This is a genomic window from Geotalea uraniireducens Rf4 (genome assembly GCF_000016745.1).
Lineage (GTDB): Bacteria > Desulfobacterota > Desulfuromonadia > Geobacterales > Geobacteraceae > Geotalea > Geotalea uraniireducens.
Map to the genome: position 1 here is coordinate 4,472,283 of NC_009483.1, position 14,686 is coordinate 4,486,968.

At 50.9% G+C, this 14,686-nt stretch carries 11 protein-coding genes; 1 reads left to right on the top strand and 10 read right to left on the bottom strand.

What is annotated here, in order from left to right:
- Nucleotides 1-82: 82 nt before the first annotated feature.
- On the bottom strand, nt 83-709 hold the full coding sequence (cysC, locus tag GURA_RS19505; RefSeq protein ID WP_011940627.1) for an adenylyl-sulfate kinase: 627 nt from the start codon (nt 707-709) through the stop codon (nt 83-85).
- Nucleotides 710-1,079: 370 nt separating this feature from the next.
- Between cysC and GURA_RS23075 the strand changes: the two genes are divergently transcribed.
- Nucleotides 1,080-2,903, top strand: coding sequence for a beta-propeller fold lactonase family protein (locus GURA_RS23075; protein ID WP_011940628.1), 1,824 nt, complete (start codon nt 1,080-1,082; stop codon nt 2,901-2,903).
- A 401-nt stretch (nt 2,904-3,304) separates the two neighbouring features.
- On the opposite strand, the gene GURA_RS19515 is transcribed toward GURA_RS23075, so the two are convergent.
- The 9 genes from GURA_RS19515 to ccsB all read right to left on the bottom strand — a co-directional run bounded on the left by GURA_RS19515 (nt 3,305) and on the right by ccsB (nt 14,634).
- Nucleotides 3,305-4,498, bottom strand: a complete 1,194-nt coding sequence (locus tag GURA_RS19515) for a glycosyltransferase family 4 protein (protein WP_011940629.1) — start codon at nt 4,496-4,498, stop codon at nt 3,305-3,307.
- Nucleotides 4,491-5,435, bottom strand: a complete 945-nt coding sequence (locus tag GURA_RS19520) for a glycosyltransferase family 2 protein (protein WP_011940630.1) — start codon at nt 5,433-5,435, stop codon at nt 4,491-4,493. The genes GURA_RS19515 and GURA_RS19520 overlap by 8 nt, the downstream gene beginning before the upstream one ends.
- A 23-nt stretch (nt 5,436-5,458) precedes the next feature.
- Complete coding sequence (locus GURA_RS19525) at nt 5,459-6,463, bottom strand: glycosyltransferase family 2 protein (protein WP_011940631.1); 1,005 nt, start codon at nt 6,461-6,463, stop codon at nt 5,459-5,461.
- 95 nt (nt 6,464-6,558) lie between these two features.
- Nucleotides 6,559-8,775, bottom strand: coding sequence for a hypothetical protein (locus tag GURA_RS19530; protein WP_011940632.1), 2,217 nt, complete (start codon nt 8,773-8,775; stop codon nt 6,559-6,561).
- Nucleotides 8,776-9,369: 594 nt separating this feature from the next.
- On the bottom strand, nt 9,370-10,083 hold the full coding sequence (locus GURA_RS19535) for a cytochrome c3 family protein (protein WP_011940633.1): 714 nt from the start codon (nt 10,081-10,083) through the stop codon (nt 9,370-9,372).
- A 224-nt stretch (nt 10,084-10,307) separates the two neighbouring features.
- Entirely contained in the window at nt 10,308-11,390 is a 1,083-nt protein-coding gene (locus GURA_RS19540; RefSeq protein WP_011940634.1) for a 6-bladed beta-propeller, read from the bottom strand.
- Between the two features lie 225 nt (nt 11,391-11,615).
- A complete protein-coding gene (locus GURA_RS19545; protein ID WP_011940635.1) occupies nt 11,616-12,608 on the bottom strand; it encodes a cytochrome c3 family protein in 993 nt (330 codons plus the stop codon).
- A gap of 84 nt (nt 12,609-12,692) precedes the next feature.
- A complete protein-coding gene (locus tag GURA_RS19550; protein WP_011940636.1) occupies nt 12,693-13,688 on the bottom strand; it encodes a cytochrome c3 family protein in 996 nt (331 codons plus the stop codon).
- 97 nt (nt 13,689-13,785) lie between these two features.
- Nucleotides 13,786-14,634 carry a c-type cytochrome biogenesis protein CcsB gene (ccsB, locus tag GURA_RS19555; RefSeq protein ID WP_011940637.1) on the bottom strand — a complete coding sequence of 283 codons (849 nt, stop codon included), beginning with the start codon at nt 14,632-14,634 and terminating at the stop codon, nt 13,786-13,788.
- Between the last annotated feature and the right edge of the window lie 52 nt (nt 14,635-14,686).

A 14,686-nucleotide genomic window follows, 5' to 3' on the forward strand; every position in this document is an offset into this window, starting at 1 on the left:
CCAAATATATTCAATCACCAACCTGTTTTATACCATTCCGACTATCGACTATCGACCGCCGTCCGCCGTCAACCGTCCGCCGTCAACCGTCCGCCGTCAACCGTCCGCCGTCTGCCGACCGCCTTTCGACAAACCTGATGATCGCAGCAACGGATTCTTCCACACCAAGGCGGCAGGTATCGATCACCAGTTCGGGGGCTTGCGGTTCTTCATACGGGCTGTCTATGCCGGTGAACTGTGGTAATTGGCCGGCCCTGGCCTTGCGGTAGAGCCCCTTTGGGTCGCGGCTCTCGCAGGTATCCAGATCGCATTTGACATAGATCTCGATAAATTCGGCGGGCTCGAAAAGGGCCCGCACCCGATCCCTGTCTTCCTGGTATGGAGAGATGAAAGCAGCCAGGACGACGATTCCCGCATCGACGAAAAGCTTCGCCACTTCGCCGATACGCCGGATGTTCTCGCGACGGTCCGCTTCAGAGAAGCCGAGATCGCTGTTCAGGCCATGACGCATGTTATCGCCGTCGAGAATATAGGTGTAGCACCCTTTTTTGAAGAGCGCCTCTTCAGCCGCGTGGGCGAGCGTCGACTTGCCGGACCCGGAAAGGCCGGTAAACCACACGACCAACGGTCGATGACCGTTGCGGTCGTAATAATCGGCTTTTGTGAGGGAGCGACTATGCCAGACAATATTCAAACCATTTTCAGCCATAAATAATTTCTCCACTAATGACCAGTTTTTGCTCAGCCGTATTTATCATGCTTGAAATATAAATATTAAATCAACCACAAAAAAAACTCCAGCATTATGAATTTCTCACCGATGCGCGACTACGGAATCAGGAAAAACCATTTCAGAACAGGAGCGCTGATTGGGCCGAAAAGGCTTTTAATCACCGGCCGATTATGCTATTAATTTTTAACAGCCTGAAAAAGCTGTTAACCACGATGCACAAGATGAACACCTCGAAAAGATTCAACCATCAACCCCATTGGTTTCGATTTTGCATAAATCAGGGAAAGAATTTTCAATTACACCATTAAATTACATAGAGACAACGTAAACGGAAGAGGAGGAAACCATGTATTTCAGACTCATTACAGGCCTCATAGGTATGCTTATGTGTGCAACTTTCGCCAATGCGGCGCCATACGCATACATCACAAACCTCAGTGATAACACCGTATCGGTGATCGATGTCGCAACGAACGGCTATATCAGTAAAATACCCTTGGGGACCGGCGTGAAGCCATACGGCGTGGCGATCAGCAGTGACGGCACACGCGTCTATATATCCAATCAGACCAGTAAAACCATTTCGGTTATTGACGCATTGACCGATCCGAGCAACCCGTCGGTCATCAATACGATCAGCCTGCCGAACACACCCAGCGGTTTAGCTGTCAACTCCGCGGGAACGCGGCTCTATGTGGCAAACTATGACGCCATGTCCGTTTCGGTAATTGACCTCACGGCTCCTACACCCAACATAATCGCATCCCCCGGCGTCGGAACGGCACCGATCGGTGTGGCCATCAGCCCGGACGGCGCAACCGTTTACGTGACAAATTCCGGCAGCGACAACATTACTGCCGTAAAAACGTCTGACAATACCGTATTAACAACGTTTTCGGCAGGTCCGGCAGGTAACGCCCCGATGGGGATCGCCCTTGGAAAAGTAGGGACCGTAACCAAAATTTATGTCGCAAACAATACGGCCAACTCCCTTACGGTTATCAACGAGTCCACCAAGGCCATAACCAACACCGTTCCGCTTGGCACAGACTCTGCGCCTTTCGCTGTTGCAGCCAAGCCTGACGGCAGCACAGTGTACGTTACCAAATCGGGTGCGGCAACCAACGGCGGCGACAGCGTGGCCGTTATCGACACCTCTACCTTCACGGTAACAACCGCCATAAGCGTCGGAGCCATGCCGTTCGGCGTTGCCGTATCACCCGACGGCTTCCGCGTCCTGGCAGTGAATAACATGGGCAACAGCGTCTCCGTCATCAACACAAGCTCAAACGCTGTTGCAGCCACACTGGGCAATATTCCTGATACCAGCTACGCAAGCTTTTTCCAATCCCCGCAGAGTCTGGGCAACTTCATCGGCCCGCAACTGTACGCGATCGAAGCAAGTGCAGGCGCCAACGGCACCATTACGCCGGCCGGAACCATATTGAAAGCCGATGGAACCAGCCAGACTTTCACGTTTACCCCCGCGGTCAACTACCGCATCGACAAGATAAATGTGGACGGAAGCATCGTCTCGCCAACGCCGACCGCCGGCTACACTTTCAACGCGATAACAGCAGCGCACATTATTACGGCGACTTTCATCAAGGATGATTATTACGTTTCCATCACCAAAACCGGCACTGCAAGCGGCACGGTTACCAGTACGGATATCCCTAGCACTATCAACTGCGGTGCAACATGCGACGGTACGTTTAGCAACGGTACCACTGTCACTCTCACCGCCGTTCCCGATGCCGGTAAATATTTTGCCGGGTGGATCGGCGACAGCACCGCACCCGGCGTCAGCGTGTGCGACGGCGTGACGTCCACCACATGCACCTTCACCATGACCGCCTACACCCATGTAACCGCGAATTTCTCCGCTACAGAGTTATCTAACAAGGTGAAGATGATGCCACAGGGCAGCTTCTTTTCCACCCTCCAGGCCGCCTTTGACGCTGTAACACCAACCACGACCACGATCATGACCACCATCGAGTCGTTTAGCGAAACGCTCAACCTAAACAAAGCCGGTACAACGTTTACATTGAGCGGCGGCTGGCTCGACAGAACATATACGTCACGTGGGACGGCTCCAAGCGTGTATCAGGGATCACTGACCATTACCAACGGCACCTTGATCGCCGACAATATCGCCATCAAATAGCAGTCAACTTAAACATAAACAGATAAAAAGGGCGGTCAATTAATGACCGCCCTTTTTTTATTCAGTTTCAGCGTTGTCCGGTTTGGTTTTTGCTTACGTCCCGTAGGGACAGAATACTGGTAGCCGGGGAATTCATTCCCCGGTCATCCAGGCGAAATATCATCACGTCACGTACGTGACGTGGGGAAATATAGCATCTCATCCGGGGGATGAATCCCCCGGCTACATTCGAACGCCCCTAATGGGGCTTAACAACCTTGATGCACAAACCAAACCGGACAACGCTGATTCAGTTTACAAATAAACTATCCCTCGCAGAAGCGCTCACTCCTCACTCCTCACTCCTCACTCCTCACTCCTCACTCCTCACTCCTCACTCCTCACTCCTCACTCCTCACTCCTCACTTCTCACTTCTCACGGCCTTTAAAATTCCCCGGTAGATTTCCAGAAGCGTCTCTCCCCTGGCCCGCCATGAATGGTCACGCTCCGCCTTCTCACGGACTTTCCTGGCAAACGATTCCCGGCCGGCTTTATCGGCAGCCAGCTCTTCAATCCGGGTCGCCAAATCTGCCGCATCCGCAAAGCGCGCATAGACGCCGGCATCACCTAGAATTTCCCGGTTTATCGGCGTATCGAAAACCACCGTAGGCAGAGCGCACGCCATGTAGTTGAACAGCTTGCCGTTCGCCTCTGTCAGCGATATTTTCGGTGAGACGGCGATATCACAGGCTGACAGATATAATGGCGCCTCCGCATAGTCAATCCTGCCGGTAAAGCTGACCATTTCATCCAGACCCAATTCCCTGCATTTATGGATGTATTGATCCTCAGGGAACCCCATGATCAGAAAATGAATTTGCCCCTTTCGCTCACGCAGAAGCGCAATGGATTCCAAAAGGATGTCTATCCCCTGATAACGGTTAAGTAGCCCGAGAAAAGCAACGATAGGCACATCCAATGGGAGTTGCAGCGCACTGCGACATTCGTTTTTTTCGTAAGGGCGAAATACCGCTGTGTCCACACCATCGATAACGGCTTTAACCTTATGGTCAGGCACCTGCCAATGGGTGACAAGGTCGTGGGCGCCGGCACTGGAACTGGTAATAATAAAATCAGCCGAATTATTTATGAAATGCTCCAGGGCCGCGAAGCACTTCGCCAAGATGGAGCCGTCATTTATAAAACCATGGTCGGTTATTTCTGCCGTCAAACTCCCCTGACAATCGAAGATCAAGGGGACGCCCAGCATTTTTTTAAGGAAATAGCCGACGAAAGCGCCTTCGTGAAGGTGCGCATGGATAATGTCCGGAGCAAACGACCTTGCTACCTGAAGCGCTTTGAAGAACAGCAGGATGTCGAGATAAGGCTTGTGCCAGGAAGGGCCGGCGGTGAGCTTTTTGTACCAGGGAACCGTGCAAATCCGGTAGGTGGGGATGCCCGGCATGTCACGCCCCAGATGGTAGGTGACGATGCGCACGTCAACGCCCTGTGATTGCAAGGTCCGGGCTTCTTCATAGATACGGACATGACACCCCCGGTCCGAGAAATATGGTGTAGGGGCAAGCATCAATACTTTGAGCTTGCATTCAACCAAGGTTGATCTTTTCCTTGACGACATAAATCGGCTTTGACTGGGCCTCGTAATAGGTGCGGGCGTTCAGTTCGCCCAACAGGCCGAGCACGATGAACTGCACCCCCATAAAGAGAAGAAAGGCAGTCAAAATGAGAAGCGGGTTGCGATTCATGCTCATATGCTCGAACAACTTCATGTATATTGTGGCTGCTCCGCTCAGAAACCCGGCGCCCAACGTATATATCCCCCATTTGCCAAAGAGTTGGATAGGTTTTGTCGAGTAGGTAAGAAGGAATTTTACGGTCATCAGATCAAGTATTACCCGCATAGTACGGGAAATTCCGTATTTACTCGTGCCATAGAGCCTGGGATAGTGCTTTACGGGCAGTTCTGCCACCTTTGCTCCGACCTGCGAAGCAAGGGCAGGTACAAAGCGGTGCATTTCACCATACAGGTTTATGCCGTCCAAGACCTCCCGCCTGTATGCTTTCAGCGTGCAGCCGTAATCGTGCAGATATACGCCGGTCATCCTGGAGATGAGGTAATTGGCGATTACGGAAGGAAGCTTTCGATTGATGAAGGTGTCCTGACGGTCTTTACGCCAACCTGAAACCACGTCATACCCCTCTTCGATTTTGCTAAGAAGGCGCGGTATGTCACTTGGATCGTTTTGCAGATCGCCATCCATAGGCACTACAACCCTGCCGCAGGCTGCGTTGAACCCAGCGGCCATAGCTGCTGTCTGCCCGAAGTTACGGCGGAAACTGATTACCTTGACATGTTGGTCCCGTGACGCAATAAGTTTCAGCGCAGCCAACGAGCCATCACTGGAGCCGTCATCAACAAGAATGAGTTCGTATTCAAGACCGCTGGACTCCAAGGCTTCGCAGACTTTTTTGTAGAGCGCGGGGACATTCTCTTCTTCATTGTAAATGGGTACGACTATACTCAAATCCACAATAAACCTCTTGGAAGATGATGTTATGTTTTTCGAGTCGATACTGCCGATCGATCAAATTGCTTGCTTAATGGTTGGCCGAATTCTTTCACACGCATTACAGTAACGCCATCCGCTACCGGCCTGGATTTCCTGAATCGCGGTGAAATTAATCCTCTGATCATACCCGCACCATAGGCAAGGTGCAAGGCAGGAAAGACGCATAGCAATCGCGGTACAAGGTTGACCGCACCTGCGTTCAATGCCTCGAAAATTGAGCAGCAGAGTATTGTTATTGCATAGCATAAAATGGGGATAACGTAAACAGATGTGATAAAAAGCGGTAATAAACAAAGATAAATAAGAAACAGAGACGGAATCAGGGTAATGTACTTAATTTCGCCGCTAATGTACGTCTGTTCAGCCCGTCCTCTCCCGTAGCCGAACATTTGCTTGAGGAAAGCCATAAACGTCGGTCGCTGACTCCGATGGATCGCCAAATCAGGATCATGTATAAGCAGAAGGCCTGCCTTCCTGATCCTTTCCATCAGTTCATTTTCTTCATTTGGATAGAGGCGTTCATCAAGTCCGCCGAATTCATGAAATATATCTTTACGAAAGCTCAAGTTACATAGGATCAGCTCGTTATCGGCAGTAGCTCTTGCTTTTCCTGACTTGCGGTAGCGATTGCGCACGCCACCGCCGCCAAAAACAGATGCCAATGCCAGACCAATGGCCTTCTGCAGGGCGGCATCTTCGACGGGCGTCAAGGACGGCCCTCCGACAGCTGCAACGACTGGGTCCGCGTAATGCGGCAGGAGGCGTTTCAGGAACTGTGGAGAGACGCGGGAGTCGTCGTCGAGGAAATATAAAATATCTCCTCCTGCCTGCAAAGCGGCCTGGTTTCGCTGACAGCTCGGCTGCCTTCCATACGCGATAAGGAACTCGATCAGGTCGGATGGATAGTCAACGGCTGACAACGCCTCAAGCGCCTTCACCGGTCCGCCCGGCTTGACCGGAATTATTATGGATATTTTTCTGGCTGCCATTGGACTCACTGATCAACGTGCGAATCGACTGCGCAATGAAAAAACCGGGCAACCCCGGTTTTCGCAACGCTTACTATTTCAAAAGCAATACGGCATTAGAAGAACTTCTTCAGATTTGCCTCAAACCTCTTTTCAATCCTATTATTACCAGAGCCGCTTTGATCGCCGTAACTATAGTCTATGGTAGCTTGCATCTTCTGGAAATTAAAACCGATAGTGCCGTTATAGACCAGCTGTTCGTTATGTTGCGGCTGGTCAATGAGAGAATATCTTATCCTCGCTGCAAGATATACCCTGCTCAACGGATAGTATCTGGCGCCCAGGGTAAGACTGCGGGTCAACCTGTTATCGTTATTACCGGCATTGAGTTTGCTATACTCCAGCGTTTCATTTAGTTCCAGTATCCTTCGCGCGATGCCCGATACCTGATAGAAATAGTAATTGGCATTTTGCTTTAACTCCGCGCTGTTTGTTTTGACACCTGCAAAGTCACTAGAATGGCGAAAGTTGTAGCGAATCAATGCATCCATGTAACGGTTTGGGGTATAGGTTGCACTACCATCTATACTGAATTGCGAACTATTGGTGCTTTCGGTGTCTGTCGTTGTGTAGTTCGCATTCAATCTGACCATTAAAGACTTAAGTTGATAATCCAGGTTGGTCCCGTATTTGTTGGAAAAAATGCTTTCCCTGTTTTCCGCAACAATGGCTTCATTCTCATATATGAGGCCGAAACGCAACCTCGCTACAGGTTCCCAATCCGCTCTGGCTGTCGTCAAATAACGGCTGTAACTGTTTGACGGCAGCTGAATATTCCCCAATGTCGTAATGCCGCTGTTCCCACCGGAAACTGATGGAGCAACAAAGTTCGTTCCAGTGCCGGTGGCAATCGTAACAGCTTCAATAAGTTCGGCCCTGAATGCGCTGATTGGCGTATAAACCATTCTGGCAGAAATATCATGGTTCAAAGAGGAATCTGAAGATGCATTATCAGAGGTGACCGATCGGACCTTGTAACTGGCAAAAAGACCCAATTGGGAGGAAAATCTCCGGGTGCTTGCGGTTTCGATTGATCCTTGAATCGACAGGTTATTGTCGGAACCGTTTTTATAATTATCAATCAGGAATTCCTGGGAAAGGGTAAAAGGGGCGCGCTTGAATGTATTGACACGCAGAGAAGCCAGGGTTTCCATATTGTCCAGATTTGAACCCGATTGCGCATACTTAACCTGCTGATTACTGAATCTGGCGCGCCAATCGGTTTCCGTGCCCCATACGCCGCTTATGTATAAAGGCAACCTGGTGTCGTACCTGAGACCGTTATTATCGATGATACGACTGAAGGTATTGAAGGTCCTTGCCTCCCATTTACTCCTTGATGCAATACCGAAAAGGTTCACATCGTAACTTTCTGTACTGTTGCTGCTGTCGGTACGTTTGGTATACGAACCATCAGCCGAAATCTGTATCCAGTTGGAAAAATGCACCCATTTTCTTTGCATGGACTGATCCACGGTTCCTATAAGAAACTGGTATTCATCAAAGTCTTGCTCTTTATTGATATAGTCTTTGTAGCGTGTAGACCTGAACTGCACCCAGTTGTCCTTCTTGTTCAAGCTGGCAATCGCCAGCTTTTTCAGTCGATTATTTACTGGGGTGATGCTTTTGAGGTCACGGTTGATCTCGTCGCTGTAATCCAACACGATCATCGGTAAACTATTAAAAACAGAGTTGTAGCGGTTGTTCATGGAGTTTTTCACGCCAAACTCCATGGTTGCACCGCTTCTTATGCGGGTACCGTCGATAATGGCGGTGTCCAGACCTGGATTAATCATCGCAACATCCGACGAAATCAAAGTCGTGCTATTAATAATGGATGAGTCTCTGAGGAAAACAGAGCGAGTCATGTCGCCGCTGAAGAGCTTCAAGCGAAACGGAAGTTCCTGCGGATCGATGACTAACAAGCCATTATAGAGAATGTGTCCGGCTGTACTATTAAAGCTATCCTCTTCGCCCGGAGTTTTTATTTTGCCGTTCAGGGCAGACCATTCATATCCCAACGAAAGCTTGTAGCCGCCGAGGCGCCCTTTGGCGAAGCGGTCGCTGATGTCATAGCGGAGAGAATATCGTTGCCTGAAGCTCGATCCATCGAGTTGCTTGACGCCGTTGTCTTCCCGGTCATAACTTACGTAGCCCAATTCCGCCTCACCGCTCAGGCCGGCAAGGGCCGCAGACGGCGAAACAGAAAACAAGGCCGCAAGAAAGAGCGCGATGCAAGCTATTATCTCTATATTCGGGCACTTTGTCGGCATGGCACTCTTTGTTTTTTCCTCGGAGGATTATTCCACCCTAATTATCAACAACACGGGGTCTCTAGAGTAGTATATTCTGCAAGTATCGTACCCTTTTGTACAATATTTTGACACGCCTTAATTGCATAACTGCGCGTTTTTTCACAAGATTTATATTGCAGCCGACTAATCTTCGACAACCGGTCGTTTGCCAGCCGAATAGCTTAAAATTACCTGCCAAATAGCGCGCAACGATAGAACCTATAAAAAGCATTTTAGCTACGATTTTCACGAATTCACACGAATATACAAGCTCTCGCGATGCAGAAGGCACTCACCAGATCGGTGACTACTCAAGGCTTTACAAGGGGTTAAAACATTCGTGTTTATTCGTGTCATTCGTGGCTAACTGCCGTTTTTGAACTGAACGGTCTACATCAGAAATGAAGACGACAGTCGCCCTGCAAAGCGTTTACCCTATCACATCAGAACCGTTATTTCAACATGAGAAGTTTGCAATGAATATACTGCGGACAAGTGGTAGACAAGAAAGGGTGATGGACAAGAAAAGGGGATGGAAAACTCCATCCCCTTTCAACACAGCAGAACAATCGATTACTTAATGTGGCATTTGAGGCAAAGACCACTGCCTGCAAGCGACCCTCTCAGGAAAGGTGCGATGGCGTTGTCATGCACGTTGTGGCAGGAGCTGCACTCCATGATGCCGTTCTGGAACGGCAGACCGGTGGCGGCAGTCGTATCTGCCAAGCTGCCGGGTCTTGCATTATTAACGGTTACCACAGCCTTGGCATAATCAATGTTGACCGGGTGGTCGTTGGTCAGGTCGGTTCCCAGATTTGCCGCACCGGTAATTACAACACCAACACCAGCACTTTGCACGTTTGATTGAGCAGCACTTAAACCATACGGCTGATTGTTGAGGGTGGCGCCGCCCATGGTGGTTGCACCGTCATGGCAGGTCATGCAGAGGAGCGACGTGCTCTTCGTGCTGAACTGGCCCTTAACGGAGCCCTGGAACCAGCCATCCGCAACACTGCCTTCCATCATGATACCTGATGTATAGGTGGCAAATGCAGTGTCAGCCGTTGCTCCCTTTCTGTTCCACAGTGCCTTGGTCTTGGCAGAGTTGTGCGGGGTGTGACAGTAAACGCAGACCTGTGTCGCACCGGAGTTTCCGGCGGAGTACCCGCCCGCTACGCCGTTTCCAAAGGACAGGTCATGCTTTGTGCCGACGATGCTGGCAGCGAAGGCGCTGCCTGCCATGACGACTGCTGATACCGCTACCAGAGTTGCTAATAACTTTTTCATCTCTTTACTCCTCCTCTTTCTTGGTTGTTTGTGCTGCAAGGATTGTTTCCCCAGACACAATTAGTAATCGTATTGAACATTACACTAGCAATTCCCGTGCCACAATCCTTACGCACGTTAACCAACCAATTTCATTACAGTATTGTTTATTTACGCTACATACCAACCGGTCATTTCGCCAGCCCACCGATTAACGCAGGCTAATTGACAGTCATTTCACGGCGCTATTCCTTCGATGCTGCACCCGTCTCAACGGGGTGATTTTTGAGGTAACGCTCATCCATGTACTGAAACATCTGGAAGCGGTAATTCATCTGGTCGACCACGTAGATGGTGTTGTTCTTGTCGATGAATATCCCCATGGGAAGGAGGAAGCCGCCGGGGGCAATTTTCTGCTCAGAGGTAAACGCTCCACCCACCGTCAGGAGATACTCCCCCTTGGGAGAAAAGATCGAGAAGGTGTTCCCCTTGCCGTCAACCGCGTAGATATGGTCCTCCGTATCGCGGGCAATACCCTTTATCATCTGGAATTCACCGGGATTGTCGCCGCGCGTGCCGAACTTGCGGATGAACTTCCCTGTCGGGTCAAAGAGCTGGACGCGCGTATTAAGAGAATCCGCCACAACAATGGTGCCGTCCTTCAGGATCGTGGCCCAGGCGGGGACGTTGAACTCCCCTTCCTCCCCTCCACGCTTGCCGAAGGAAAAGAGCTGTTTGCCGGCAAGGTCGATGACCTCGATTTTATGTCCCTGGGAATCACAGACGATTATCCTTTTCCGCTCCTTGTCGATGGCAATGCCGATCGGCCGCGTGACAAATGCGGCCAGATCGATGTTGCCCACGGGCTTTTCATCCTTGTTGAAGATAAAGATCTTTTTGGCGTCTGCATCCGCAACATAGATATTGCCGGCCACGTCAATGTCGATCCCCATCGGCTCCTGAAAAAGCTGCTCCAGATTCTTGCCGAATATATGCACCTTGTTGTTTTTCAGGTCATAGACGACTATTGCATGATTCAACGGGTCACAGACGTAGACCAGCCCTTCTCCATCGGCGGCAATACCGCTGGGGCGGTTGAAGGCGATCGGGTCGTCCTTGCCGAAAACGCCTTCGAAAAAGAGCTGCGATCCCGTCTTCGGCAGGTCGTGCTGGCTGCGATAGGCGCCCAGCCACTCGATTTTCGGGTCATCCGGCAGCGGCGGCCAGTAGAATCTGTGTTTCATCGGGGGAGTGCCGGCGCATCCCGCCAATAATCCAACCATGATGAGCATCGCGACAATCTTTGTACGCCAACAGAATTCTTTCATAATTTCTCCTTTTTTACAGCATCAGTTAGATAATTGCACTGACATCAAAAGCTGTGAAAACTATCTTTTTTGCACCCTCCCCCAGCCCCTCCCATCGAAGGGAGGGGAGCTTTTATTCCCTCTCCCTTGGCGGACCCAAATTGCGGGCCTAAAGGAGAGGGCCAGGGAGAGGAGGGAATGTGTCGGCCTTTTTATTTTCTGAAGAAGAGTAAGTGACGACCAACTTTATTTATTATGACACATCTGGCAAAGCTGCATCCTGTCTTCGAGATTGTTCTGGAAAAAGTACCGCACATCGCCGCCGTGGGGGTTATGGCAAGATACGCAGGAAAGCTCCCGGCCGGAACCCGGCCTGGATGGATCCGGTTTGTCCTTGAGCGGATGTCCGGTGCCGTTGGAAGTCCGCACCACATGCGTGTCGACGGCGATCGACTCATGGCAGGAAAGGCAGAGCGCATTGATCGGCTGGTGCAGTTGGGCCGGATAATTGCTGCTATGTGCATCGTGGCAGATTTCACACATGCCGGCTTCAACCGGGCCGTGCAGATACTTGCGCTTCTTGAATTCAGCCGCCTTGTCGGCATGGCAATCGTTGCACAACGCCGCGTCGCGCCGGGGAAGCGCATATTTCGGTTTCCCCTGGAGACTGTGACAATAGGCGCAGGAGAAGGTGCCTACCGGTCCATGGACATAATTCAGGTTCGCAATCTTCTTGTGACAAGTATAACAGGGGTTTTTCTGGTCGACACTGCCGTCGAGCTGGGCAGTCGTAGGGGTCATGTTATGGCAGGCACTGCAAAGCTTCTCGATTTCAGGAACATGAACCACATTGGGGCGGTATTCGGCAGGAACTGCGGCCGGGTCTCCCTTGAGATTGTAATAAATGTCGGTCGTCGCCGTCTCGATTTTTTTCTCGCCGCTGTAGCCTTCAACAACAATGTCGTTCTTTCCGGGATCCCAGACCGGCTGCAGAATGAGAAAATCCTGAAAAGCCTTCCTGTATTCCGGCGAGCTTATCAGCATGAGTTCGCTGGCCAGACCGTTGACGGTTATCCTGACTCCGGTGATTTCAGGGTTGTTCAATTTGAAAATAAGGTAGTCGGTACGTTTGACCCAACTCTTCTGCGCCGGATAAAGGAAGGTAATCGCCGCTTCGGCGGCAAAGGCCGTCAGGGCCACACTCAACGCTGCGATTGTTGCAAGACTCTTCCAGAACATAGTAACTCCTCTTGACGGCAACGAATGGGTGACCAACCGTGGACGGGTCACAGCCCGACGTTGAATAAACCCCGCTTGCTTCTATTAGTCGCCGTATCCGGACCTGTTGTATGTCCGGGGTTTATGGCAACCGACTATACATGTCCCGCCGGTTGAGGTTTTTTCGTAATTTATGGGTATTTCCCACCTGCCGAAGCCGGGTATTCTACCTTTGATGAGCTTTGCCTGGCTGGCAGCATGGGGATCGTGGCAGGTTTTGCACGAACGGCCCTTGCCGGACATGTTGACGTGAAGATAGTGCAGATTCCGATCGCCATCACGGAAATTGGTAATGGTATCTGTCCGCCGGTCTGCGGCAAGTTCCCGGTTATGACAATTAAAACATAAGGAAAAATTATCGGCGTTGTAAGACATGTAAAAGAATTCGGGGAAGTTGTTGCGCAACAGTTTACGATATTTTGAACCATGGGGCGCATGGCAAGCAACGCAGTCACCTTTTGCAACCGGCGCATGAACCGATTTTCCCGACATCCCGGTACGATCATGACAGCTGAAACATAGGGCAGCGCCGCCTATTTTCAATAACATGCGGTTGTCGGACTGATGTGGATCGTGACAAACAAGACAATTGCCGGCTACGACCGGCCCGTGACCGAACGTATGCCTGAACTTATCTTCGTGGCACGTAAGACAAAGGGCCGCGCCCCTGCCTTTCAGCAGCTTTGCGTCAGCAGATGCATGGGGACTGTGGCAGGCGATACAGTCTCCCGAAGCAACGGGGGCATGAACATGTTTTTTACCGGCCAATGATTCGTGACACATGTAGCAGAGCTTTGACCCGACCTCGACAAGGGCGACAGAACCCTTTTCATCCGGATGCTGTCCACCCTTGAGAGGCTGGTGGCAGGAGACGCACTCGCCGGCGCCGAATGGGGAATGAACGAATTGTTCTTTGCCGATGTCATTGTGACATGCCAGGCAGTTAAGAGTTTCTGCCCTGACGAAATCGGGACAAGTAAAGGATAAAGAAATGGTTGCAACAAGGGCAGCCGGGAGCAGAAACCTAAAGCTTACACACATAGACCGATTCCATCGCCATTATTTAATGAATGGATAAAAGATTGACCGGACTGTTCCCGTTGCGACCGTACAGAAAACCTTTCATTATCCACCGTGATTACTTGCCGTAACTGTGCAGTCCCGACAAGAAGAGATTAACACCAAGGTAGCAGAATATGGTGGCAGCAAAGCCGACCACGGAAAGAATGGCCGCCCTTCTTCCGACCCAGCCCCTGGTGATGCGGGCATGAAGGAATGCAGCATAGACGAACCAGACGATCAACGACCAGGTTTCTTTCGGGTCCCAACTCCAATAGGTCCCCCAGGCATAATTGGCCCATGCGGCGCCGGTAACTATGCCGAGGGTCAAAAGCGGAAAGCCGATCATGATCGCTTTATAGTTGAGATCATCCAATACCTTGACGGAAGGGAACATGGAAATAATCCCGCCGGCCGGCGAGCCGGCGGAGGAATCTTCCTGCCTTTCCCGTATCAGATACATGATGGAAAGGCCACAGGCAACGGCAAAGGCCGCATAGCCGAGGAAGCAGGTTATCACGTGATATAACAACCAGTTACTCTGCAAAGCCGGAACCAACGGCTCTATGCCGCTATCGAGGCCGAGCTGCGCCCATGCCATCCCCAACAGGGCAAAAGGGACGACAAAGAAACCGACGGCACGGTATTTATACTTGAAGTCGAGAAGGAGAAAAATAAGAATAATGGTCCAGGAGAAAAAGACCACCGACTCGAAGAGGTTGGAGAGCGGCGCATGGCCACGTCCCAGGTCGTAAGACTCTTTCCAACGCAACGCGATGGCGGTAGTCTGGACCACAAACCCGAAAATTGCCGCAAGCGTGCCGGCAAAACCGACGGTCTTGTTCTTGCTGGCAAGGTAGGCCAGGAATATCACCGTTGAAGCCATGTATGAAATTGTCGTGACGTTAAACAGCATGGAACTGGACATCGTTCTTTCCTCCGCAGTTATTGCAATTGGGGGTTTTTAAAGTTCTGTGGCC